The sequence below is a fragment of the Undibacterium sp. Xuan67W genome, assembly GCF_049340165.1.
In the GTDB taxonomy this organism is placed as follows: domain Bacteria; phylum Pseudomonadota; class Gammaproteobacteria; order Burkholderiales; family Burkholderiaceae_D; genus Undibacterium.
In genome coordinates, this window is record NZ_JBMPPN010000009.1 from 39,972 (window position 1) to 65,021 (window position 25,050).

At 48.3% G+C, this 25,050-nt stretch carries 17 protein-coding genes; 8 read left to right on the top strand and 9 right to left on the bottom strand.

From position 1 onward, the window contains the following. Nucleotides 1–40: 40 nt before the first annotated feature. The 5 genes from pilQ to ACO0LE_RS10070 all read left to right on the top strand — a co-directional run bounded on the left by pilQ (nucleotide 41) and on the right by ACO0LE_RS10070 (nucleotide 7,318). On the top strand, nucleotides 41–2,152 hold the full coding sequence (pilQ, locus tag ACO0LE_RS10050) for a type IV pilus secretin PilQ (RefSeq protein ID WP_422960334.1): 2,112 nt from the start codon (nucleotides 41–43) through the stop codon (nucleotides 2,150–2,152). 32 nt (nucleotides 2,153–2,184) lie between these two features. After that, nucleotides 2,185–3,666, top strand: a complete 1,482-nt coding sequence (locus ACO0LE_RS10055; protein ID WP_422960232.1) for an Ig-like domain-containing protein — start codon at nucleotides 2,185–2,187, stop codon at nucleotides 3,664–3,666. A 41-nt stretch (nucleotides 3,667–3,707) separates the two neighbouring features. Continuing rightward, nucleotides 3,708–5,342 carry a bifunctional shikimate kinase/3-dehydroquinate synthase AroKB gene (gene aroKB / locus ACO0LE_RS10060; protein WP_422960233.1) on the top strand — a complete coding sequence of 545 codons (1,635 nt, stop codon included), beginning with the start codon at nucleotides 3,708–3,710 and terminating at the stop codon, nucleotides 5,340–5,342. Between the two features lies 1 nt (nucleotide 5,343). After that, the gene (locus tag ACO0LE_RS10065) at nucleotides 5,344–6,498 is read left to right on the top strand and encodes a deoxyguanosinetriphosphate triphosphohydrolase (protein ID WP_422960234.1); all 1,155 of its coding nucleotides are present in this window, start codon (nucleotides 5,344–5,346) and stop codon (nucleotides 6,496–6,498) included. Nucleotides 6,499–6,622: 124 nt separating this feature from the next. Then, a complete protein-coding gene (locus tag ACO0LE_RS10070; RefSeq protein ID WP_422960235.1) occupies nucleotides 6,623–7,318 on the top strand; it encodes a DUF4197 domain-containing protein in 696 nt (231 codons plus the stop codon). A gap of 105 nt (nucleotides 7,319–7,423) precedes the next feature. Here the strand turns inward: ACO0LE_RS10070 and ACO0LE_RS10075 are convergent, their stop codons facing one another. The 3 genes from ACO0LE_RS10075 to ACO0LE_RS10085 all read right to left on the bottom strand — a co-directional run bounded on the left by ACO0LE_RS10075 (nucleotide 7,424) and on the right by ACO0LE_RS10085 (nucleotide 10,163). Continuing rightward, nucleotides 7,424–8,524 carry an enoyl-CoA hydratase/isomerase family protein gene (locus ACO0LE_RS10075; protein WP_422960236.1) on the bottom strand — a complete coding sequence of 367 codons (1,101 nt, stop codon included), beginning with the start codon at nucleotides 8,522–8,524 and terminating at the stop codon, nucleotides 7,424–7,426. Nucleotides 8,525–8,623: 99 nt separating this feature from the next. Next, complete coding sequence (locus ACO0LE_RS10080; protein ID WP_422960237.1) at nucleotides 8,624–9,532, bottom strand: AEC family transporter; 909 nt, start codon at nucleotides 9,530–9,532, stop codon at nucleotides 8,624–8,626. Nucleotides 9,533–9,683: 151 nt separating this feature from the next. Beyond that, the gene (locus ACO0LE_RS10085) at nucleotides 9,684–10,163 is read right to left on the bottom strand and encodes an Lrp/AsnC family transcriptional regulator (protein ID WP_422960238.1); all 480 of its coding nucleotides are present in this window, start codon (nucleotides 10,161–10,163) and stop codon (nucleotides 9,684–9,686) included. 217 nt (nucleotides 10,164–10,380) lie between these two features. Between ACO0LE_RS10085 and metC the strand changes: the two genes are divergently transcribed. Beyond that, on the top strand, nucleotides 10,381–11,598 hold the full coding sequence (gene metC, locus ACO0LE_RS10090; RefSeq protein ID WP_422960239.1) for a cystathionine beta-lyase: 1,218 nt from the start codon (nucleotides 10,381–10,383) through the stop codon (nucleotides 11,596–11,598). Nucleotides 11,599–11,933: 335 nt separating this feature from the next. Here the strand turns inward: metC and ACO0LE_RS10095 are convergent, their stop codons facing one another. From ACO0LE_RS10095 to ACO0LE_RS10115, 5 genes are all read right to left on the bottom strand, one after another. Then, nucleotides 11,934–12,509: a putative 2OG-Fe(II) oxygenase gene (locus ACO0LE_RS10095; protein ID WP_422960240.1), complete on the bottom strand. Its 576-nt coding sequence runs from the start codon at nucleotides 12,507–12,509 to the stop codon at nucleotides 11,934–11,936. Between the two features lie 317 nt (nucleotides 12,510–12,826). Beyond that, nucleotides 12,827–15,073, bottom strand: a complete 2,247-nt coding sequence (locus ACO0LE_RS10100; protein WP_422960241.1) for a penicillin-binding protein 1A — start codon at nucleotides 15,071–15,073, stop codon at nucleotides 12,827–12,829. 7 nt (nucleotides 15,074–15,080) lie between these two features. Further along, entirely contained in the window at nucleotides 15,081–16,826 is a 1,746-nt protein-coding gene (locus ACO0LE_RS10105; protein WP_422960242.1) for an ABC transporter ATP-binding protein, read from the bottom strand. A 19-nt stretch (nucleotides 16,827–16,845) separates the two neighbouring features. Then, the gene (locus ACO0LE_RS10110; protein WP_422960335.1) at nucleotides 16,846–18,597 is read right to left on the bottom strand and encodes an ABC transporter ATP-binding protein; all 1,752 of its coding nucleotides are present in this window, start codon (nucleotides 18,595–18,597) and stop codon (nucleotides 16,846–16,848) included. 472 nt (nucleotides 18,598–19,069) lie between these two features. Beyond that, nucleotides 19,070–21,196: a prolyl oligopeptidase family serine peptidase gene (locus ACO0LE_RS10115; protein WP_422960243.1), complete on the bottom strand. Its 2,127-nt coding sequence runs from the start codon at nucleotides 21,194–21,196 to the stop codon at nucleotides 19,070–19,072. Nucleotides 21,197–21,974: 778 nt separating this feature from the next. Between ACO0LE_RS10115 and ACO0LE_RS10120 the strand changes: the two genes are divergently transcribed. After that, a complete protein-coding gene (locus tag ACO0LE_RS10120) occupies nucleotides 21,975–24,101 on the top strand; it encodes a TonB-dependent receptor (protein ID WP_422960244.1) in 2,127 nt (708 codons plus the stop codon). Here ACO0LE_RS10120 and ACO0LE_RS10125 read toward each other — a convergent pair. After that, nucleotides 24,098–24,238, bottom strand: a complete 141-nt coding sequence (locus tag ACO0LE_RS10125; RefSeq protein ID WP_422960245.1) for a hypothetical protein — start codon at nucleotides 24,236–24,238, stop codon at nucleotides 24,098–24,100. The genes ACO0LE_RS10120 and ACO0LE_RS10125 overlap by 4 nt on opposite strands. Nucleotides 24,239–24,272: 34 nt before the next feature. On the opposite strand from ACO0LE_RS10125, the gene ACO0LE_RS10130 reads away from it, so the two are divergent. Then, complete coding sequence (locus ACO0LE_RS10130; protein ID WP_422960246.1) at nucleotides 24,273–24,956, top strand: Fe2+-dependent dioxygenase; 684 nt, start codon at nucleotides 24,273–24,275, stop codon at nucleotides 24,954–24,956. Nucleotides 24,957–25,050 lie beyond the last annotated feature (94 nt).

Sequence of the window (25,050 nt, forward strand, 5' to 3'; positions counted from 1 at the left end):
TGCCCTAAACAAAACAAATACGATAAGCAAGGGGCGCAATATGCTCACAAAGTTATTTATCTTGAGTTTGCTTACTTGTTGTCAGTTTGCATTGGCTCAATCGAATAGTATTGAGTCAATTGTTGCTAATCAGCAAGGTGTAAATACAATTGTAAAGGTATCGCTAAAAAAACCTATTGTTAAGTCACCAATTGGATTTTCTATAACTAATCCTGCAAGGATCGCATTAGACTTCTCTGATACTGCAAACTCAACAGGTAAATCTGCCATCGACGTAAATATTGGGGAGCTACGTAGTATTAATCTAGTTGAGGCAGGCGGTCGTTCCCGATTAGTTTTTAACATGAATAAGTCACTAAACTACGCTACGAGTGTGGAAGGTAATTTTGTAATAATTACAATTGATGGCTCGGGTGGGGTTGCAACTCCAGTTAACTCTATGGGATTGCCTGTTATACCAACAGCAACAACAACTAGCAAACAGAATTTACGCGATATTGATTTCAGACGCGGAGTCAACGGCGAGGGTCGCATCGTTGTTGATTTGCCAAACAATCAAGTTGCAGTAGACGTCAGGCAACAAGGGCAAAAAATTGTAGTTGACTTTATGAAAGTCGGATTGCCTGACATTCTTCGAAAACGTCTAGATGTGGCTGATTTTGGTTCTCCTGTACAAACCGTTACGACTGGGTTATTTGGTGAAAACGTACGTATGACAATTGAGCCGAAAGGTTTATGGGAACACAGTGCCTATCAGAGCGACACTCAATTAGTGATTGAAGTAAAGCCAATCAAAGAGGATCTAAATAAGCTGACACAGGGAACTCAAGGCTATCGTGGGGAACGGTTATCTTTTAATTTTCAGAATATTGAAGTGCGAGCATTATTGCAAATCATTGCGGAATTTAGTGGATTAAATATTATAGCTAGCGATACTGTTACTGGAAGCTCAACTTTGCGGTTAAAGGATGTACCCTGGGATCAAGCGCTTGATATTATTATGCAGTCCAAAGGTTTGGACATGCGTAAAAATGGAACAGTACTTTGGATTGCTCCAAAAGATGAACTTTTGACTAAAGAAAAATTGGAGTTGGAACAGAAAGCTCAAATCGCTGACTTAGAGCCTTTAAAGACGGAGGCATTCCAGTTAAATTATCAAAAAGCAGAAGCATTTAAGCTAGTTTTTGGCTCTGATGGTTCTAGCACAAATAGAATATTGTCAAAACGCGGTAGTGCTGTAATTGAACCCCGAACAAATCAACTATTTGTTACAGATGTTGCTAGCAAACTAGAGGAAATCCGCAAATTAATTCAAAAAACTGACGTAGCTTCAAAGCAAGTTTTAATCGAAGCTCGTATTGTTGAAGCTGATGATAAATTTAGTAAAAATCTCGGAGCGAAGCTTGGATTTGCTGATATGAGAGGCTTGAGTGGTGGTGATGCCGGGTATCAATTAAGCGGAAACCAAAGAGTAGCATTGACTGGTAATTATCTCGGTGTGGGCGAACAAACTGGTCAGGCTAAACCTACAGATTCAAGTTACATCCCTAATACTCAATTTGTAAGTTTGCCAGCATCCGGTATTAATGGTTTAAATCCAGGTAGCTTGGCGGTAAGTTTATTTTCTTCTGCTGCAAATAGATTTTTGAATTTGGAATTGTCTGCATTAGAGGCCGATGGCAAAGGCAAAATTATCTCTAGTCCAAGAGTTGTAACTGCGGATCAGTTGAAGGCATCGATTGAGCAAGGGACGGAATTGCCATATCAAGTTGCCACGAGTAGCGGTGCAACTTCAATCTTCTTTAGGAAGGCAAGTTTGCGTTTGGAGGTTACTCCTCAAATTACACCAGATGGGAATGTAATATTAGATGTCGACGTACACAAAGACAGTGTTGGAGTTGAAACTCGCGCTGGTTATGCAATCGATACAAAAGAAGTTAAAACGATGGTACTTGTTGAAAATGGTGGCACAGTTGTTTTAGGCGGAATTTTTCAACAAAATGAGCGTGACAGTGTGACAAAGATTCCGTTTTTTGGCGATATCCCATTATTTGGCAATTTATTTAAGACTACTGGGCGAACTAATGACAAAACTGAGTTATTAGTTTTTATTACTCCAAAAATAATTACAGATCGTTTGACAACTAAATAGATTTAGTTTTGGTCTTGGTCTTAGGAAAAATTATGAATCAAATTAGTAAAGAATCATCCGTGTCAAACTTCTTCCGCTTAATCATTTCATTTATGCTGGTTTCTCTGCTTTCGGCTTGTGGTGGTGGTGGTGGTTCTGCTGGGACTTCCTCGGGGAGCAATGCCTCTCAATATCCGAATGGAAGAGTTGATCTTAGTCTTGTAGACTCGAACGGTATTGCAAGTAATTTAATTTCTGGATCCAGTGTACTAACTGTAAAAGCAATCGTAAAAGGTAGTACGGGGGCTCCCGTTGTTGGCGCTATCGTAACTTTTACTCTTGATAGCACGATAGCTATAATTTCTCCAACAACCGGAACAGCCCTGACCGATGCAAATGGAATTGCTCAGGTTAGTTTAAAGTCGGGAGTTGGAACGGGTGCTGGGACAGTTACTGCTACTACAACAATTGTGGGAACAACCGCAATATCAAGTAAGGCTAACTTTATGGTTGGGTCCCCTCCAGACGCGGTAGCTTCGGCGATCAACTTTGTATCGGCAGTTCCAGCTAATAATTCAATCGTAATTAAGGGCGCCGGAGGTAATGGGCGAACTGAAGTAGCGTTATTAACTTTTAAAGTGGTTGATAGTTCAAATGTAGGAATTCCAAATAAAACTGTAAACTTCTCAACTCAAAGTACAGAAACTGTTAATTTAGTTGCTATTTCAGGTACAACCGATGCAACTGGGCAGGTTACTGCGGCAGTTAGTTCTGGAACAAAACCAACTACACTGCGTGTTGTTGCAACGGTTAATGGCACGGCAATCAGTGCATTATCAGATACCGTTACCGTAACTACAGGATTGCCGACACAAACTAGTTTTACGGTGTTACGAGAAAAAGTGAATATTGAGGGTTTTGATTTTGGCAATATCCAAAATAAAATTACTGTACTGCTAGCTGATGCAAATGGTGGTGTTGTTGCAAATGGCACGCAAGTAGTATTTACTACAGACAGTGGTGCAATCATCGGAGACGGTGGAGTAGCGGATAATGCAAGATGCCTTACGATAAATGGTGCTTGCAGTGTTGTTTGGCGCAGTCAATCACCAAATAGATCCGTTGTTACTGTTACTGCAACAGCAACTGATGGTGCAAATACCATTGCTGGATCCACACAGTTTACTAATAGTGCATCTAATGGGATAACAATTACGAATTTACCTGGTTCTGTCACTTTTTCCAAGGCGTCTTGTAAAGATCAATCTTTTGTTGTTGTCGTCACTGATAGGAATGGTTACACAGCGCCCAACGGTACGACGCTCACTGTTCAGGACGCGACTAATGTAACTGCCAAGATCTTTCCAGCAACTGTTGTTGCACCTGCTGATGTGGCACTAGGAGGTACTCCTCACACCATTACTCTGACCCCGGCAAATGCTTGTGCGTCTAATGATGGTCATGTTTACGTACAAGTCGCAACACCATTAGGGGTTACACGTAATTTTCCTGTTGATGTTACTTATACCCCATAGCATTTTTTTATCAGCGATCGATCAAAGAAGTTGGGCTGTAGATGCAAGGTAATATTTTTTTAGTAGGTCTAATGGGCTCCGGCAAAACGACAGTTGGCCGGGCCCTGGCAAAAAAGCTCAATAAGCAGTTCATTGATTCTGATCACGAAATCGAGGCGCGTACTGGCGTCTCGATTCCTGTGATTTTTGAAATTGAAGGTGAGACCAGTTTCCGGCAGCGCGAAGCAGATGTAATTCGTGATCTTACTTCTCAAGATGGCATTGTGCTGGCGACTGGTGGTGGAGCGATTCTAAGTGAGGCTAGCAGAAAATATCTGCAAGAGCGCGGTACGGTAATTTACCTACGTGCTGGTATCAGCAGTATTTTGCAGCGTACTCGTCATGATAAGAATCGGCCTTTACTCAGAACTGCCGATCCGCGCAAAAAGCTCGAAGAACTCGAGGCACAGCGTGATCCTCTCTATCATGAAGTCGCACATTTGGTCATTGAAACTGGTCGCCCTAACGTGCAGTTTCTAGTCCAATCTATCTTGGCGCAGCTTGAGCAGCGTACTAATTCCTCGAATATCCCAGGCGTAACAATGCTTCAACAAAACCATCACACTCTGCATGTCGATTTGGGTGAGCGCAGCTATCCAATTTCGATTGGCCAGTCACTTTTGTCGGACCCAACCGTTCTTGCATCCCACATCAAAGGCGAGCGTGTTGCTATCGTCACCAACGATGTTGTTGCTCCTTTGTATCTGGCCCGCCTCGAGGAGTTGTTGCGTGTCTCTGGAAAGCAAATTGTCAGTATCATTTTGCCTGATGGAGAAGAACATAAAACCTGGAATAGTCTGATGACAGTGTATGACGCGTTGCTAGAGGCGAAATGTGATCGTAAGACAACAATGATTGCGTTAGGCGGCGGTGTGATCGGTGATTTGACAGGTTTTGCCGCCTCCTCTTATATGCGTGGCATACCTTTTATTCAGATTCCTACGACTTTATTGTCGCAGGTCGACTCCTCAGTTGGCGGCAAGACTGGTATCAACCATCCTCTGGGTAAAAACATGATCGGTGCTTTTTACCAGCCACAGGCAGTGATCGCCGACACCTCGACATTGACTACTTTGCCTGATAAAGAATTATCGGCAGGCTTAGCCGAAGTGATCAAACACGGCGCAATTATTGACGCACCATTTTTTGTCTGGATAGAAGCGAATATGGATCGGCTGCGCGCTAAGGATCCTGAAAGCCTCGCTTATGCAATCTCGCGTTCTTGTGAGATCAAGGCAGATGTTGTGCGTCAGGATGAGCGCGAGGGTGGTTTGCGAGCTATTCTTAATTTCGGACATACCTTCGGCCATGCGATTGAATCTGGCTTAGGTTATGGTAAATGGTTGCATGGTGAGGCAGTCGGTTGTGGCATGGTGATGGCGGCAGATTTGTCTTTCCGGCTTGGTCTGATCGATTATGTTAGCAAGGTCCGGATCACTAAGCTGGTTGAGGCAGCATGTTTGCCGACAATTGCACCTGATCTTGGTGAGGAGCGTTGGCTGGAGTTGATGGAAGTCGATAAAAAGAATGAAGGCGGTCAAATTAAATTCATTCTGCTGAAGCCTCTAGGTGCGCCCCTTATTACCACAGTGCCGAAAGATAAATTGCTTGAAACGCTGCGCGCTAGCATCCAATAATATGTTTTCCGATACGCATCTCGCCCCTTATGCCGCTCAATCTGCGACATCACGCGGGCGCAGTCATGCGGAGCCTGCTTCCAGTTCGCGATCAGAATATCAGCGTGATCGCGATCGCATTATTCACTGCACCGCATTTCGTCGTCTCGAATATAAGACCCAGGTTTTTGTTAATCATGAGGGGGATTTATTTCGGACGCGCCTCACACATAGCCTCGAAGTTGCTCAAATCGCTCGTTCGATTGCACGGAATTTGCGTCTGAACGAGGATTTGGTCGAAGCGATTTCGCTTGCTCATGATCTTGGCCACACACCGTTCGGTCATGCCGGTCAAGACGCGTTAAATGTCTGTATGAAAGCATTTGGCGGATTCGAGCATAACCTGCAAAGCCTGAGGGTCGTTGATACTCTGGAGGAGCGTTACGGTGCCTTTGATGGTTTAAATCTTTGCTTTGAAACGCGTGAAGGGATCCTCAAGCATTGTTCATTGACGAATGCACATAAGCTAGGTGATGTTGGTCAGCGATTCATTCAGAAGAATCAAGCGAGTCTGGAAGCGCAGCTCACGAATCTCGCCGATGAAATCGCTTATAACAATCATGATATTGATGATGGTCTGCGTTCAGGTTTGCTGACTGAAGCGCAATTAAACGAGCTCGATTTTTATGCGAAATTTCGTGCAGAAGTCGCTACGACTTATCCTGGTATCAGCGGTCGCCGAGCAATTTCTGAAACCATACGACGCATGATCAACGCACTCATCGTTGACTTGATTGCGACCTCGGAGCAACGCATCAAAGACTGCGCGCCACAATCACTTGATGATGTGCGTAACAGGAGTCCGATGATTGCATTTTCAGATGCGATGCAAAAAGAGGCAACACTACTCAAACAGTTTTTGCATGCGAATTTATATCGTCATTACATGGTTAACCGTATGTCCAGCAAGGCGCGCCGGGTAGTGACGGATTTATTTAATGTCATGATGGACGAACCCATTTTGCTACCAGATGACTATCAGATCAAAAAAACTGTCACTGACCAGGCTACACATGGCACGCAGCAAGCGCGTAAAATTGCTGATTACATTGCGGGTATGACGGATCGATACGCGATGCTTGAGCATCGCCGTCTATTTTCTGTGGACGAAGTCTAGGCGACTCTTGCCTCATACGGAGTAGTATCGTTGTCCCGCAGTAACTACCATTTATCAGTGGCGAGATCAAGCCAATCCAATATTTCCATCCATTTTTATTATGTATTCCGTTAAGGGGTGTTCTATGTTGCGCACATCAATTTTTCGCCGGACGACGGCATCTACTTTGCTTCTGGTTTCTTCCGCTGTCTTTGCCTTCTCGCTTGATGATCTCAGTAATCAAGATGCCAGTGCAGGATTAAAAGCGGCACTGGATAAAGGCTCGGTTGCCGCAGTTGCCAAGCTCGGTGCGGAGAACGGTTTTTTAAACAATGACAAAGTAAAAATTCAACTGCCATCCCTGCTCGAAAAAGCACGTCCGATTTTGAAAATGTCCGGTCGTGGTCAACAGTTGGATGAGCTCGTTGTGTCCATGAACCGCGCCGCAGAGCAAGCAGTGCCAATGGCAAAACCGTTATTGGTGAATGCCGTTAAATCAATGACGGTCACCGATGCAAAAAATATCCTGACTGGCGGCGATACTTCGGTGACGGATTTTTTCAAACAAAAAACGTCAGCACCCTTAAGTGTAAAATTTTTACCTCTCGTCAAAGGGGTAACGGATAAAGCAGGGTTGTCTGCTAAGTACAATTCCGTCATGGGGCAAGCGCAGAAATTTGGCGTAGTCTCCGAACAAGAGGCGACCGTTGAAGCTTATGTTACGCAGCGCACTTTAGATGGATTATATTTAATGATTGCAGAAGAAGAAAAAGCGATCAGACAAGATCCTATCGGAGCCGGCAGCAAAATCATTGGTAAAGTGTTTGGTTTGCTGAAGTAAGTCGCAGTGAGATAATTGCCTCATCATCTCGATTAAAAAAAGCGCTGAAGAATTTTTTCTCCAGCGCTTTTTTCTATTGCTCAATGCGAATTGACAAGACTTAGACTAAATCGATTCATCCAGATGTCGCAGAGGATGTGCGTAATCTGGCCATGCATCGACAAAAAACGACGCTACCATTTCTGTCGTCACATCCGCCAGGCTGGCTGGTTGCCACTGAGGGGCGTTGTCCTTATCAACGACCAGCGCCCTTACGCCCTCTATTACTTCACCATGCTTAAAGCAATGCCTTACCATGGTGCGTTCCATGCGCAGGCAATCGGCAACAGACATTGTGATCCCGCGGCGTAATTGCTCCAGAGTGACACTCATCAGTAACGGGGAACGCTTCTGCATGACGCTCGCTGCTTGCTGTGCGAATGGATGCGGATCACTGACCAAAGAAGCGGCAATGACCTTTGCATCATGACCAGAGAAATGCTGATCAATAATCGCACGATGTTGTGCAAGCTGGCTCTGCTCCGCACTAACCTGACCAGTAAAAGTCTCGGCAAATTCAGTAATGCTTAAGCGTATATCGCTGCTTGTCGTGGTCGCCAGCATCTCCATCAAGGCAGGCAATTCAGTGGTCGGGATATACACATCTGCCAGCCCTGCATATAGCGCATCGGCGGCATTGATCACCTCACCCGTCAATCCTAAATAGGTGCCTATTTGCCCCGGCACACGCGATAAAAAATAACCCCCGCCAACGTCAGGGAACAGCCCGATATTCACTTCTGGCATCGCCATTTTGGTACTCTCTGTCACGATACGCAAGCGACAGCCTTCACCGGCTTGCGCAATGCCCATGCCACCGCCCATCACAACGCCATTCATCAATGCGATATAAGGCTTAGGATAAAAATGAATCAGATGATTGAGTGCGTATTCTTCGGTGAAAAAATCTTCCAGCAATGCGCTGTCACCTTTGGGCGTCGCCGTGCCGACATCATAAAAAAAGCGAATATCACCACCTGCACAAAAGGCTTTTTCGCTACTGCTATGAATGAATACTGCACGGATTCCGGCATTGTCGCGCCACGCAAGCAGGGTGGCCGTAATAGCGCGAACCATCGCCAGAGATAGCGAGTTCAGCGCTTTCGGACGATCCAAGGTAATAAAGCCGATATGGTTACGGATGGAGGTCTGGACGTAGTCGCTCATGATGACAGTCAAAAAATAAGAAGAAAGAATTTTAACTAAATTAACAGTGCAGATGCAGAGCTTTTATACGACAAAAAATAAAAGTGCCTGCGTAATTGTCTATCGCAACCCCAGCCATAAGCCTGCCGGCACAAACAACAATGCCGCCAGATTGCCGAGTAAGACGATGGACGCTACCTTATCTGGCTCTTGCTGATACTGCTCTGCCACCATAAAACAAAAAACGGCGGGTGGCAGGGCGGCGAACAGATACATCTGGCCACGTTGAGCGGAGTTGAGAGGCAGGATTGGATCGAGTAACAGCGCAACCAGCAAACCTGCCACAGGGCATATCAATGCACCCACGACGCCGATGCGCCAGCTAGAGAAACTGATGTCCAGCATGCGCACACCCAACGCAAATAACATGATGGGGATACAGGCGTCGCCCATCATTTTCATAGCGATGAATAAATAGTCTGGCAAATGAAGATGCAGCAGTGCGAATACCATGCCCACCATCATGGACAGCATCATTGGGCTGAACAAAAATTTCAATGATGAACCTTGATGATCAGGATGGCCGCGTTGAATGATTTTGATCCCGACCGTGAAGTACACGAGATTGCATGCCATGAATAAGGCGACGGCCGCAGACAGTCCGTTCGCGCCAAACGCTAGTGCTGCCAGAGGCAGGCCCATATTGCCGCAATTGTTATACATCATCGGTGGCACAAAGGTGCGCACGTCGTAACCAAGCAGACGCGCCAGAGGCCATGACAACAGACCGGAACCCAGGGCAATCAAAACGCCCGCCAGTATCAGCCAGGCATTGTGTGCGACATCAAAATCTTTGCCAGCCAGTGCGGTAAAGACCAGTAGCGGGCACAGTACATCCATGCTGACCCGATTGACCGCCACCATATCGTCTTTAACGCCAGCCCCTTTGTAGCGCGCATAGGCGTAACCGAGGCCGATCACGATAAACACCGGCAAAATAATCGAGACAATTCTTTCCAGTAATTCCATTCAGACTTTCTGCATCACGGAGGCATACTCCCCCATTTGTTGTATAAAACTAGCCTTATTCCGCAATATTTGAATAGGGATTGGGAAAATACTCTAGAGGAGTATGTTGACTAATGGATTTTTTTTAATTTGATTTTTAATGTGAATGATTTCAGGATTTACTCGTTTTCAGTACCGCATAATCCAGTGGCAGCGCCGTGGTGCTTTTGATGACTTCCATCACAAAGCTAGAACTCACATCCTGTAAATCAGCAACTTTAACCAGCTTTTTATACGCGATATCAAAACCCGCCATGTCTGGCACATGCATTTTGAGCAGGTAATCAATGTCGCCACTCATGCGAAAAATTTCCACAATCTCCGGTATGTCGCGCACACCGCTGACGAAGCGCTGCATCCAGGCTTCGTTGTGTTGCGCTGCCTTGACCGCCACCATCACAGTCAGACCCAAATTGAGTTTGCGCGGATCGCACAACACCACTTGCTGCTGAATTACACCATCATCCTGCAGTCTCTGCACCCGCCGCCAGCAGGGGGTGACTGACAAATGTACCGCCTGCGCCAGGTCTGTCAGAGCGATAGAGGCATCTTTCTGCAAAATATGAAGAATTTCGATATCTTTTTTATCCATATATTTAATTTTATAGAAAAATTTTCTCAAATACATGAAATTTAGCTGAAATTTTGGTAAAAAATTTCATCTCAGCATTGTTAGGATTTGCCTGTGCCTGATTTAAAAAACGACGATGCACTGCCCCAGCTTTTGGCGCCGCGAATTTGTTTTAAGAAACTCCGCCTTTAGCGCAATTACAGTAATTACAGCAATCTAAATCAATCTGAGAACAACAATGACACATCCCACATCGCACTGGCAGACAGCGACCAAGCTCACTCATGCAGGCCGCAAAGGCAAAGCTCATCACGGTCCGGTCAATCCGCCGGTAATCCGTGCGTCAACGATGTTGTTCCCGAATGTCGCCGGACTGAAGGCGGCGACCGGCACGCGTGCGATTTATGGCCGTCATGGCAACGAGACCACCTATGCGCTGGAGCAGGCGCTGTGCGCCGCTGAGGGCGCTGCTGCCTGCCTACTAACACCGTCGGGACTCTCCGCCATCACCACGACGCTGCTGGCTTTTCTCAAACCCGGTGATCACTTGCTGATGGTCGATACTACCTATGATCCCACGCGCTTGTTTTGCGATGGACTGCTGAAGCAAATGGGTATCAGCACCACGTATTACGATCCCTCGATCGGCCGTGGAATCGCCAACCTGATGCAGTTAAATACCAAGCTGATTTTTGTCGAATCTCCTGGCTCACTGACGTTTGAAATTCAGGACATTCCGGCGATTGCGGCGGTCGCTCACGCACGCGGCGCTATCGTGGTCTCCGACAGCACCTGGGCGACGCCGATAGGCTGGTCGTCATTTGAATTGGGGATTGATGTCTCGATTCATGCAGCCACTAAATACATCGTCGGTCATTCCGATGCTTTGATGGGCGTGATCCTGACTACTGCCGAGTTGCAGGGCCGCTTACGTGATACCTACAAACAGCTTGGCTTGTCGATCGGTGTCGATGATGCTGCCTTAGCCTTACGTGGCTTACGCAGTATGGCTGCACGCCTAGCGGTGCATCGTGTCAGTGCCATGCAGATCGCGCAATGGTTGCAAGCGCAACCCGAGATCGCTGAGGTTCTGTACCCGCCGATGCCCGGTGCCGCAGGACATGCATTATGGAAACGTGATTTTCACCCTGACTATGCTTGCGGCCTGATGGGGGCTGTATTCCAGGCTGACATCACGGAACAACAAGTCGCCGCCTTGATCGACAGAACGGAATTGTTCGGCATCGGCTTTAGCTGGGGTGGCTACGAGAGCCTGATCCTGCCGACCAATCCATCGAATTGCCGCAGCCTCAATGCCTCTAAATGGAAGTCGCCGATGATACGACTGCATATCGGGTTAGAGTCGGTGCATGACTTACAACGCGATCTGAAGCAAGGATTTGAGGCCTTGAGAATGCTGACTAGCGCAGATGCCGAAGAAGCAATCGCGGCTTAATCTGACGTAGTTTTTCTCAAAAATAATTTGATTGCTTCGCTTAGTGAAATCTCAAACGAGGACGAAACATTGAAGAAAAAAAGACATCTTGCCCTTACTCAATTGTCTGTCTTTTGTATCTGTTTTGTCGGAACTTTGTCTTTGTCGAACTTCTGTAGCCGTAACTAGTCTTACTATCCCTATGTATTCCTGATTTCTACTCTCTCCAAAAAGTAGAACTTTTACCCGCTGTGGTCTGGCGGGTTTTTTTTATTTGGCAAAGAAGTGAGATCGGGTTGCAGTTGTAATGCATTGCAAGACATGGCGTCGCATCGCATCGCCAGCCCAACACCTACTTACTTAGTCAGTAAATAATTGAAACTAAACGATACTCTGTCGTTGTCCGTCATATTCGCGCTCACCCGGTGAAACACATCTGAGCGGAACAGGACCAGCTTACCTATCGCTGGTTCAATCACATATTTACCAAACAATTTGTAATGCATATCCGTCGGGAAAATCGCGAGATCGCCGTCGTGTTGATTGGTGTTGAAATAATAGGCGCCACTGATGGGCAGGCCTTCGACGTTTCTCTCGTGGTTATGACGTTCCTGAAAACCAAATTTCTTCGTGATATTGATCCAGCTCTGCGTGTACGTATGATCAAATTGAAAGGCTTGATCCTTGCGGGTTTTGCTAACGAATTCGAGAATATTATCTTCAATAAATTTTCGGAGTGTGTGCAGACTGGCGTGGGCGAAGAGGTTTTTTTCTTTATTAAATGAGGTCAGCACATTGTCTCCCCAGGACTGACTAAGTAGACTTTCCATGAGCGCTCTTTGCTGCAAGACTTCTGCGCTGATCGCATTGTTGGTCGCGTCATCCGCTTGTGAGATACCGACCAGCGTAGGGAATAAGACTTCAATGTCCATTACGTCTCCTGTAATTTGATGAATCTTGTCGCTTCATGAAAAATTTCTCATGGTAGATGAAACATCTACATTTGTATCGCTTTGCATTGCTGCAACAGATTACACAGCGATGCTGAGATTGTAAGGAAAAGAGCAATGTATTTCAGACGGAAAGCGGGAGAATGGCGAGCAATGATTTCACCATTCATCTTTGTCATATCGCCGTAATATCTCAGAAATATACTGGCACCAATCCTGAAATACTCTCCAAAGGTAGGATTTTTGCCCGCTCCCGTAGCGGGCTTTTTTTGTCCTGAAATTTCCCTGTGAGAGTATTCTTATTGCGGTGGCATTACCGGCAGATCGATGTCCAGCGTTTTGATACCGGCGTCATTCAGAAACTCGTTATATGTCCAGTCACCTTCTGCATTGCTGACATTGTCAGGTACGGCCCGCTGGATTTCAGACTTGCCGGACAATGCCTGGCGCATGTAATCGATCCAGATCGGTAAGGATAAAGTCGCGCCGAACTCTCTGCCGCCCAGTGACTTAGGATCGTCATATCCCATCCAGGCTACGGCGACGACATCACCGGCATAACCGGCAAACCAGCCATCAACCGCATCACTGGTTGTACCAGTTTTGCCTGCCAGATCACGGCGGCCAAGGCGTTGTGTTGCTGCCGCTCCCGTGCCGGTTCTGACGACTTCTCTGAGCATGCTGTCAATCACGAACGCATTACGGCTATCGAGCACGCGAGATTCTTCCTGTGCGATCGCAGGGGCTTTGTTCTCGGTCAGGATCTTGCCCCGTGCATCCGTGACTTTCTGGATCAGCCAGGGTTTAATCTGATAGCCACCATTAGCGAATACGCCGTAAGCTGCCGCAAGCTGTATCGGTGTGACTGAGCCGGTGCCCAATGCCATCGTCAGATTCTGTGGTTGCTTGTAGATGTCAAAGCCAAAGCGAGGCAAAAAGTCACGTGCATATCCTGCGCCTATGGCTTTCAGTAATCGCACTGACACGACATTCTTTGATTGTGCCAGCGCCGTGCGTAGTGTGATCGGACCGTCATATTTACCGTCGTCATTACGTGGATCCCATTTGAGTTCTTCGGTACTGGTTTCCGATAATTGCACGTCGTTCGCAATGGTCGCCGGTGAATAGCCTTTTTCTAGAGCAGCTGAATAAATGAATGGCTTGATGGACGAGCCAGGTTGACGCCATGCACTGGTCACATGATTGAATTGCTTGCGATTGAAATCAAAGCCGCCAACCATGGCGCGGTAGGACCCGTCTTGCGCATTCAGCGCGACAAAGGCGGCATCGACCTCAGGCAATTGGGTGATAGTCCAACGCTTTTTTGCATCCTGCATGACTCGTATCAGTGCACCGGGACGGATTTTTAAATCACGGTTCGCATTCGCCTGCAGTGCTTTATCGGCAAAGCGTAAGGTCTCTCCGCTGAGAGTGATGGTGTCGCCCGAAGCCATTTCTGCTTTGACTAATTTGGGGCTGGCTTCGATGACCACAGCGGAGAGCAATTTATCATTGCCCGGATGCTTTAACATCAATGCATCAATCGCGTCGTCCCGCTCATCTTCATCGGATGGTAATTCGATAAATGCCTCTGGACCACGATAGCCATGACGCTGATCGTAGGCCAACACATTGCGGCGCAGGGATTCGTAAGCGGCATCCTGTTCCGCTTTATAAATCGTGGTGTAAACCTTGAGGCCGCTGGTGTAGGCGGTGTCCTTATATTCGGCGACGATTTGCTGACGGACCATTTCTGCGACATAGTCTGCATGCGCATCAAACTGCTGATGACTGCTGATATGCAGTTCTTCTTTGCTAGCCTGATCAAACTGCGCCTGCGTAAGATAGCCATCGTCTTGCATCGCTTTTAAGACAAGCAGTTGACGTTGTTTAGCGCGTTGCGGGTTGACTGCGGGATTATGGCGGGTCGGATTTTGCGGCAAACCTGCCAGCATCGCGGCCTCTGCGATAGAAATGTCTTTTAGCGATTTGCCGAAATAGGTATTCGCTGCGCTGGCGAAGCCGTGCGTTCTCTGTCCAAGATAAATTTGATTGATGTACAGCTCAAGGATCTGGTCTTTTGATAAGGCTGCTTCAATCCGGTAGGCCAGTACAATTTCCTTGAACTTACGCATGACCGTTTTTTCTTGTGTCAGCAAAATATTGCGCGTAATTTGCATGGTGATCGTCGAGCCACCCTGATGAAAGCCGCCGCGTAAATCTGCCAGTACGGCGCGTAAGGCACTGCGAAAATCAATGCCGCTATGTTCATAAAAACGTTTGTCTTCGATGGCTAGTAAAGCGTTTTTCATCACTAACGGCACATCTTTGATCGCGATAAAATCACGATGCTCATCGCCAAATTCACCGATCAACGCATTGTCGGCGGTATAAATACGGAGCGGAATTTTGGGTTGATAATCAGTGACCGCATCGAGCGAAGGCAGATTGGGCAAGATGCCGAAAAATATGTAAATCAGAGCACCAAGAAAACAGGCGGTCAGGATGGCGATACCGCCAACGATCATTTTCATCAAAGCACTCATGTCGTTCTTACTCTTCTAAGGTTTGCAGCAAATATAGTTTTTGATAAATCCCGAGTTCCAGCGCCATCAGTTGCTGATGCGTACCTTGCTCAGCGATGTTCCCATGATTCAGAACGACGATCTGATCCGCATCGCGGATGGTCGATAGCCGGTGGGCAATCGCAACGATCGTTACGCTACCGCGCAATTCGGTCAATGCTGTTTGTACGACTTGCTCAGTCTCGCTATCGATATGTGAGGTAGCTTCATCGAGAAACAAGATACGCGGCTTTCCTGCCAGCGCACGGGCAATCGCGATCAGTTGTTTTTGTCCGGTGGACAGGCGTGCGCCGCCTTCACCCAGAGGTGTTTCATAGCCTTGTTCGAGTTGCAGAATAAAGTCATGCGCCCGTGCTGCTTTGGCCGCGGCAATGATGTCGGCATCACTGATATCACGTCCCATGGCGATGTTTTCTTTCGCATTTGCGGCAAGCAAAAACGGCTCTTGCGGAACCAGCCCGACGCTGGCGCGGAAGTGCGCATCACTAAAACTGGTAATGTCCTGATCATCAATCGCAATACGGCCTGACTGCGCAATATAGAAGCGCAGCAGCAAACTTAGTAAGGTAGATTTGCCGCTGCCGGTGTGACCGACAATGCCAAAAAAACTTCCTGCCGGGATATGCAGATCAATACTATGCAACACCGGATGTGCAGGATCGTAACCAAATCGCAGATGTTGCAGGCGCAGATCGCCGCTAACTATCTGTGCGTCGCTGACGACCGCTTGGCTCGTCGGCTCACGCAACAGGGTATTCACCCGAGCCGCGGAAACAACGGCCTGTTGTATCTGCCCGAATTGCAAAGTAATCTGGATCAGCGGATCGACTACGCGGGCGATATAGCTGACAAACGCATACAGAATACCGATTTCTACACCCGAAAAATCACGCTGGCTAAAGCAAAAAATCACAACGACCAGCAATAGTGAATTCAGCAAGTCCAGTGCTGGACGCAGCAGCCAGGCATTGGCGCGCAATTCATCGAGTCGCGCATGGTAGTGCTGCTGATTCGTCGCATCAAAACGGGCGCCGAAACGTAGCTCAGCATTACTTGCCTGTAGTGCGCTCATTCCGTTGATACTCTCGGCAACCTGCGCATTGATTTCACTGCGTAATTGACGGGCACGACTGACCGCCGGTGCACTCCAGCGCTGATAAAACCAGACGATAATCACGACCGCCGGGATCAGCATCAGCACGATCAGCATCAGCCGCCAGTCCAGCCATGCCATCGCTGCCAGTGCGCCGATCACGACAATCGAAGAGTCCAGCATGACGAACAATACTTGGACGTACAGATTTTTTACCGACTCCGTATCGTTAGTGACACGGCTAACGAGTTGTCCGGTAATCGCTTTGTCAAAGAACGCCATTGGCAAGCGTAATACGTGACCGTACACTTGCTCGCGCAAACGACGCACTGAGCGCATCGCTACACCGGCTAGTCGCGACAGTTGTAGATAGCGTAGCCAGGTTGCCCACCAGCCGGTCGCGAGATAGGTCACTAACAAACCGACGACAATCGCTACATCCATTTGATGAGGCAGCAGATAGCGATCAATAAACGCTTTACCCAATAGCGGCCCTAGCGCTTCCAGTCCTGCGGCGATGAATAAATAAAAAATGCCTAATGCCACATGGCGGCGTTCTGGTTGCGCTGCTTGCATCAGCAGATGCACCGCTAGTTTTTTTTCTGACTTACTTTCTGTCATGGGGCGGTTCTGTGTGAACTCAGGCTGCATCAAGACTCGCCTCCAGTTGCTGATAGCGCCATTGCGAGGCGTACCATCCGGCATGCGCCAATAACTCGTTGTGAGTACCCTGTTCGATAATACGGCCTTCACGCAACACAATAATATGATCGGCGTCGGCCACGGCGCTAAGCCTGTGACTCACGATGATGGCGCTGCGCTCTTTGCGCTGTTGGCGCAGCTCGTACAGGTGCTGCAGGATACGTGTCTCAGTATCGGTATCGACCGCGGACAAGGCATCATCAAGTAGTAATAAAGGGCTGTCTGTCAACAAGGCGCGGGCGATCGCGACCCGCTGGCGCTGGCCGCCAGACAGGGTGACGCCGCGCTCGCCGACCGGCGTATCGTAGCCCTGCGGAAAGCGTTGAATATCATCGTGCACCGCAGCCAGCGTAGCGGCATGCATAATCTGCTCACGTGTCGCCTCAGGGTTACCGAGTGCGATATTGCTGGCAATGGAGGCGGAGAATAAAAACGGTTCTTGCGCGACCCAATTGATTGCCGAGCGCAGACTGTGTAAGCGGTAGTCCGCTATCCGTTCCTCACCCCATTGCAGACTTCCCTGCGTCGTATCATATTGACGCAGCAGAAGCCGGATGATGGTAGATTTGCCCGATCCGGTATGTCCGACGATGCCCAGAGTTTTTCCTTCATCTAAGGTAAATGACACCTGATCCAGGGCGACTGCCTGCTGCCCCGGATACGAGAAGCTGATTGCATTAAATCTTAAGCTGCCATGCGGTAATGCGCTTATTCGACCATGATCCTGAATACTAAGTTCCTGCGCTAATACCGGTTGCAGACGATTCCACGCGGCTTTGCCTCGCTCCAGCAGCGACAATACCCAGCCCGCAGCAAACATCGGCCAGATCAGTTGCCCAAGATACATTGTGAAGCTGGTCAGGGTACCAATCGTCATTTCGTTATGCCATACCAGATAGCCACCCATGCATAGCGTCAACGCACCTGCCGAGGTCAAGGCAATGCCGACTGCCGGTTCATACGCAGCTTCCCAGCGTTGTGCACTCAGGCTGGCATCGGCAGCGCGTTCTGCCAGTTCCGCAAATTGCGCGGCGCTACGCTGCTCAAGACCGAGCGCACGCAAGGTCCGCACACCTGCCAGCGTCTCTTGCACCTGATCATTCAGTTTGCTGAAGCGATCCAGCGAATCACGCGAGGCATCATGCACATGATGGGTAATCGTTTTAAATGCCCATGCCATAAACGGAAAAGGCAATAAAGCGACGAGCGCCAGCCGCCAGTCCACACCGAGCAGCATCATGCCGATGACCAGAGCAAAGGTCATGCTGCCGTCAAAACCCGCCAGCATCGCCTCGCCCGATGCCAGTTCAATCGCATCCGCATCATTGGTGCCCAGCGCCATCAGATCGCCGGTACGTTGCTGCTGAAAAAAAGGAGCGCCTTGCAGGCTCAGACGCTGATACAGACGGGTACGCAACTGCACCCCGAGTTGAAAAGAGGCGGTGAATAGTTGTATGCGCCAGCCAACCCGCAAAAAATAAATTGCCACTCCCATCAGCACTAACTCACCTAACTGTATTGCCAGGCTGCGGGTATCCAGGTTGTGTGCCACCATCGCATCAATGACCGCACCGACCTTGCGCGGAATTAGTACTGTTAAAACCGCAACGGAGAACAGCATTGCAGCGGCGGCAATATAGTGACGTTTGTGGTCACGGATAAATTGGGCAAGCAGATGGTACAAACTCATATTGGCGTCGGATGACTTGGTCATTGCTTTGTATCGGTGGATTGGCGGTGTTGCGATAGCGCAGCGTTGTAGACGATGTTCAGTATCAGCTACGATCAGAGCCAGGGATGATACAGCATTTGATTTGGCGGGACTGCGTTCTTGTAAACATGATTGCTTAAGAAGCAAAAACGAATCCGCAATGCTGGTGCGGGTTTTCAAGGCATTTCATGCCAGAAGGCTCGCCGGTATTGCGGATTGATTTTTTATTTGCCTGTATTAAAAATCTTGACGCACAACACAATGCATCCAATCCAAGACGAGAGTGTTGAAAATCAGTTGCATAGCACATGAGATCAAGTTGATTCTTCGCGCACCATCAAAACGAAGTATCGCAAATTAGTTCGGACCACCATGAAAAAAACCGCTGGGTGCGAGCCAGCGGTTTTCGAATTAGACGCGTTGATCAGACACGGTGATTAGTAATTAAGGATTAGCGCTTGATCACGACATCCGCATTATCCCGTTTCAGCATATTCCACAAAAACGAATAAGTGATCGCGGACATATCGGCACGTTGTGCATTGTTCGCCGCACCGCCATGGCCGCCTTCAATGTTCTCGTAGTACCAGACATTTTTATGGCCCTGACTTAACATCTTCGCCGCCATCTTGCGCGCATGACCCGGATGGACGCGGTCGTCACGGGTAGAGGTGATGAATAGTACGTTCGGGTAGATGACACCTGCTTTCACGTTTTGATACGGGGAATAACGCGAGATATAATCCCATTCTGCTGCGATATCCGGATTGCCGTATTCGCCCATCCAGGATGCGCCTGCCAGCAATTTGTTATAGCGCTGCATATCCAGCAGAGGAACCTGGCTGACGACCGCATTAAACAATTCCGGATGCTGCGTCAGTGCCACGCCAGCCAGCAGGCCGCCGTTGCTGCCACCCATCGCACCCAGATGTTGCGGGCTGGTGATTTTGCTAGCAATCAGATCGGCAGCAACTGCGGCAAAGTCATCATAGGCACGCTGACGATTTTCTTTCAATGCAGCCTGATGCCAGCGCGGACCGAACTCGCCACCGCCACGGATATTGGCGACCACATATACGCCTCCTTTTTCCAGCCATGACTTACCGATACCGCCGGAATAAGACGGCGTCAGCGAGATTTCAAATCCGCCATAACCATATAGCAGCGTTGGATTGTTGCCATCGTATTTCACGTCTTTGCGCTTGACCAGAAAGTAAGGGATTTTAGTACCGTCTTTAGACGTCGCAAACTGTTGTGTTGTCTCATAAGGGGATGCATCAAAGAAGCTTGGTGCAGATTTTAATGGTTCACGCTGATCGTTGCCCGCATGAGCGAGGATGTAGACGCTCGGTGTCAGATAGTCGGAATAACGCAGTAGATAATCATCGGTGTTATCGGCATCCAGTGCACTGACGCCGACTTCGCCCATGGTCGGCAAGACGACCTGACGTGATACCCATTTACCGTTCTCCAGTTTCCATTCGCTCAGGTTACTTTTGACTGTATTCAACGATTGCACCAGCACATAATTTTTTGTATATGCCGCGCCTGTTAACGAGGTGCTGTCGCTAGGTTCAAATAGGATAGTGAAATTGCGTTCGCCCTTTTTATACGCATCAAAATCCATGGCTAACATGCTGCCGGCTGCATACGTCTTGCCACCCGTGGTCCATGCTTCACGCGGCGTGACAACGAATTGTTTGCCAAAAAAACTGACGCTGGAATGGCTAGGTACATCAAGCTTCGTCAGCTTGTCACCTTCTTTTAAAAATTGTTCAGATGTGTAGAACGTAATTTGACGGTTCACCAGTTCGTGATGAATACCACCGTGATCACTGCTCTGCGCCGAGATCGCCATGTCAGTTTTTTCACCTTCGAGCAATACTTTGGCCATAGTTAGTGGAGTGCCGCGCTTCCATTCTTTGACGACACGTGCATAGCCAGAATCGGTCAGTGTGCCAGTACCAAAATCGGTAGCAACAAACAGCGTATCTTTATCGCGCCAGTCTAGACTCATCTTGGCTTCCGGCAGGCTGAATCCATCTTTGATGAAGCTCAAGGTATTCAGATCAAATTCGCGCATGACCACCGCATCGGCACCGCCACGTGATAACTCGATCAGGCAGCGATCATAGGCTGGATCGCGACAGATACTGTTTTTAAAAACCCAATTTTCATTCTCCTCTTTTGCCAGCGCATCGATGTCGAGCACCGGTTCCCATTTAGGTTGCGCTTTACGATATTCCTCCAGCGTCGTCTTGCGCCACAGGCCGCGCGGATGCTCCGCATCCATCCAGAAATTGTAATAATAATTGCCCATCTTGCGGATGCCGGGAATCCGGTCTTTAGAGTCGAGAACGACCTGCAGATCGCTACGCAATTTTAAAAATGCAGGATCGCCGTCGAGCTTGCTGCGGGTAATCTGATTACGTGATTTGACCCAGTCTAGCGCTTTGTCTCCGGTCACATCTTCCAGCCATTGATGCGGGTCTTCTGGCGTACTTTGCGCAGCCGCATTGCCGATGATGCCCAGTAAGAGCAGAGTAGCGAGCAGAGTGGTATTGGTTTGGCGTTTCATTCTCTTCCTTATTGTCGAGCGCAATGCCTTGCGCAGATTTTTTATGAGTTACGTCCGTGCTCTCCGGTCTTTATCCGGACTGGAGGTTGACCTGTTTTAGCATGGTTAAGTTCATTACTAACGCAGCTTCGGTACTAGGTAAAGGTCCGGTTGAATCAGTGTTGAGCCAGAGCTGAACCAGATCGTGAGACCGCAGCATGATTCTAATGCGGACGTTGCCGATCATGCATCGTGAATTGTGCTTATGATCGAAACTAAGTTTTGAGTTTAAGCAAATGACAAAATTTAGCGTGGATTTGAGATCGGTGTAGCGCCTTGGCGTAACGGATTGGTTCTTATACGATAAATGATGGTGGTAAGACCGGGAGTAATTTCGCTTAGTTTTTCAGACGGGAATACACGACGATTTTTGGAGGTAGGCGGGCCGATTAATTGACCGATTTTTATTCTACCAAACATTGCAAAACATTTCAGTAATGACCTGACCACGCACTATTCCCAGTAACCCGTTTGACGGTAACTTGTCATTTATATGCAGCTTTGCAGTAAATGTTGTGGAGGCAATTTAAGATAGAAAATGTCTTGTTATTGATAATCATTCTCATCTATAATTGACTCCTGTGTATCGCCGCACAATTTTTTAGCCAGCCACGACACTCTTCCTCCTCTGTCAGCCAGCCTTATTTATTTGATTTTTTAATCAATTTTTACACTCGCTAAGAATCTAGGTTTCTCTATCCTCTACGGGATCCGGATCGCTGACAATAAAAGGAAAGTAATGAAACGTCGTCTTACCCCATTGGCTGCTGCCTTGCTGGCCGCTGTCGCCGCACCTGTTGCTTTGGCGCAAACTGCTCCCGTATCTACTACCGATAGCACATTGCCTGAAATTAAAGTCCAGGACAATGCGGATAAAAATCGCTATGCGCCGGAAAAAACGGCGGTCGCTGGCAAGGTCGCAACCGACCTGCGTGATATTGCGCAGACGGTGAATGTAGTTAACCGTGCGGTATTGAATGCGCAGGCGGCGACCACGATGACTGAGGCATTGCGCAATGTGCCGGGTATTACGATCTCTGCAGGGGAGGGTGGTCAGATTGGCGATAATATTAACCTGCGCGGCTACTCGGCACGTACGGATGTGTATCTCGATGGTTTTCGTGATCGCGGCCAATACACCCGTGATACGTTTAATCTGGAAGCGGTCGAGGTTCTGAAAGGGCCGTCATCGATGTTGTTTGGCCGTGGTTCCACCGGCGGCGTGATTAATCAGGCCAGCCGCAAACCGAATCTGAAGGCCAGTGGCGAAGTCAGTGGTACTGTGGGGACAGATAGTTATTACCGCAGTACGGTCGATATCAATCGTCCTTTGTCTGAGACATCGGCTTTCCGGATTGATGCTTTTGCGCAGGACAGTAAGTCAACACGCGATGTCATCGAGAATAAACGCTTCGGTGTGGCGCCGTCAGTACGTTTCGGAATCGGTACGCCGACCGAGATTTTAATTGCAGCTTTTATTCAGCGGAATAAAGATATTCCTGACTATGGTTTTCCTGTTGTCAATGGCAAGCCAGTTGATGCGCCTGCGAATCGTTTCTATGGTTTTACGGATGATAAATATGATCAGGACGCTGACATCGTCAGTGCCAGCATTAAACATAAATTCGATAAAGACACGACCCTGCAAAATCGTACGCAATACGGCAAATACAAAACCACCGCATCGCCGACTCCACTAAGCATTATCGGCACACCAGCAGCGGGCGCGGCATTGAGTCAGATTACTGCGAATTACAGCACGCGTGACCGCGTTGTGGACGACAGCAGTCTTGATAATCAGACTGATCTGATCGCTAAAATGCAGCTCGCAGGGATTCAGCATACCTTTACTACTGGCTTGTCGTTGGCCAAAGATAAATATGCGAACACCGCCTATGCATGGACAGGCCTCGGTTCTTTAAATCTGGCAAGTACCACGTATGCTGCCAAGCCCGCCACGGCGGTACGTACCCTGAGTACGCAAACGAACTCAGATGCGGATACGGTTGCTGTCTATCTGAACGATCAGATTGATCTGAATAAAGAATGGAAAATAGTTGGCGGTGTGCGCTGGGACCGTTATAGCGCGTCGCAGAGCGCTTACAATTACAGTACGAAAGTCAGAACCGATTTATCTCACACCGATAAGATGTTAAGCACGCGTGCTGGCGTCATCTGGCAGCCCTCAGAGTCACAATCGTACTATGTGTCGTATGGCACGTCGTTTAATCCATCGACAGAGACTCTGGTGTTATCAGCGTCGAATGTGAATCTCGATCCTGAGAAAAATAAGTCGATCGAGGCGGGTGCCAAACTTGATTTGTTAGACGGCAATCTGAGCCTGAATGGTGCGATTTTCAAGGTGAAAAAAACCAACGCCCGTACGACGGATCCGCTGACTTCTGTAGTGACATTATCGGGTGACACTCAGGTACAGGGTTTTGAAGTCGGTGTCGTCGGCCGTATCACGTCAGACTGGCAAGTGATGGCGGGTTATACGCTGCTAGACGGCAAGATCAATGCACTGAAAGAATTGAGTAACGGCATCTCTGCAGTCGGTAAAACATTGCCGAATACGCCGCGTGATAATGTCACTGTTTGGACGACGTATAGCCCGATGCAGAACTGGGAAATTGGTGGCGGTATTTTATATGCATCGAAGCGCTATCTGAATAATTTTGAGACTGCTTATGTTGATGCTTACAAACGTTACGATGCGACCATTGCGTACAAACAAAAAGACTACGACATCCGCCTCAATCTGCAAAATCTGACAGATGAAAAATATTTTGAGGCAGCATCAGGCGGACGCGCCACGCCGGTAAAAGGACGTAGCGCACTGGTCACGGTGGCGTATCGTTTCTAATCTGACTTAAGCGCTTCCATTTGTTGGTCTGACTGATTTAGCGGATCTGGCCGATCTGGCGGATCAGCAAATGGGGCGTTGTTATTCATATCGTCTAGTTCGATTACTTGCTTCTGTCGGTCAGTTTGATCGTTCATTAGACTTCATTTATCTCATCCCTTTTTCACCATCATGCTGCTCGCTATTCCCGACGTACTTAGTCTTGATCAAATCAATTTTGCTCGTGATCAGCTCAATCAGGCGCAATGGGTTGACGGGCTGGCGAGTGCTGGTTATCAGGGTAGTCAGGTCAAGCATAATTTGCAATTGCCAGAAGAGCGTCCAGAAGCACTTGCCCTCGGTGATCTGATTCTGGCGATGCTGGAACGCCATCCGCAATTTATCAGCGCTGCACTGCCAGCGGTGGTGTATCCGCCGATGTTTAATCTTTATGGTGGGGGGCAGCATTTTGGTCGTCACATCGACAACGCGGTACGGCTGTTGCCCGGCACCGGGAAAAAAATTCGTACGGATATCTCAGCGACGTTATTTTTATCGGATCCTGATGAGTACGAAGGCGGTGAGTTGCAGATCGTTGATACCTACGGCACGCACAGCGTCAAGCTGCCCGCCGGACATATGGTGCTTTATCCGTCTACCAGCGTACATCAGGTGACGCCGGTGACGTCCGGCGTCAGGCTGGCATCGTTTTTCTGGGTGCAAAGTATGATCAGGGACGACGCGCAGCGGGCTTTGTTATTCAGTCTGGATAGCAGTATTCAACAACTGACGGCAAGCGGTGCAGATACTCAGGCGGTGCTGCAATTGACGGGCAATTATCACAATCTGCTACGCATGTGGGCAGAGCCAGTGTAGTCAAATTTTAATATACTCTATACCAGTATTTTTAATTCACTAGATAAACAGTGCGGAGTAAGCCCTATTTTTTAAAAATCGGGGGGAGTATATG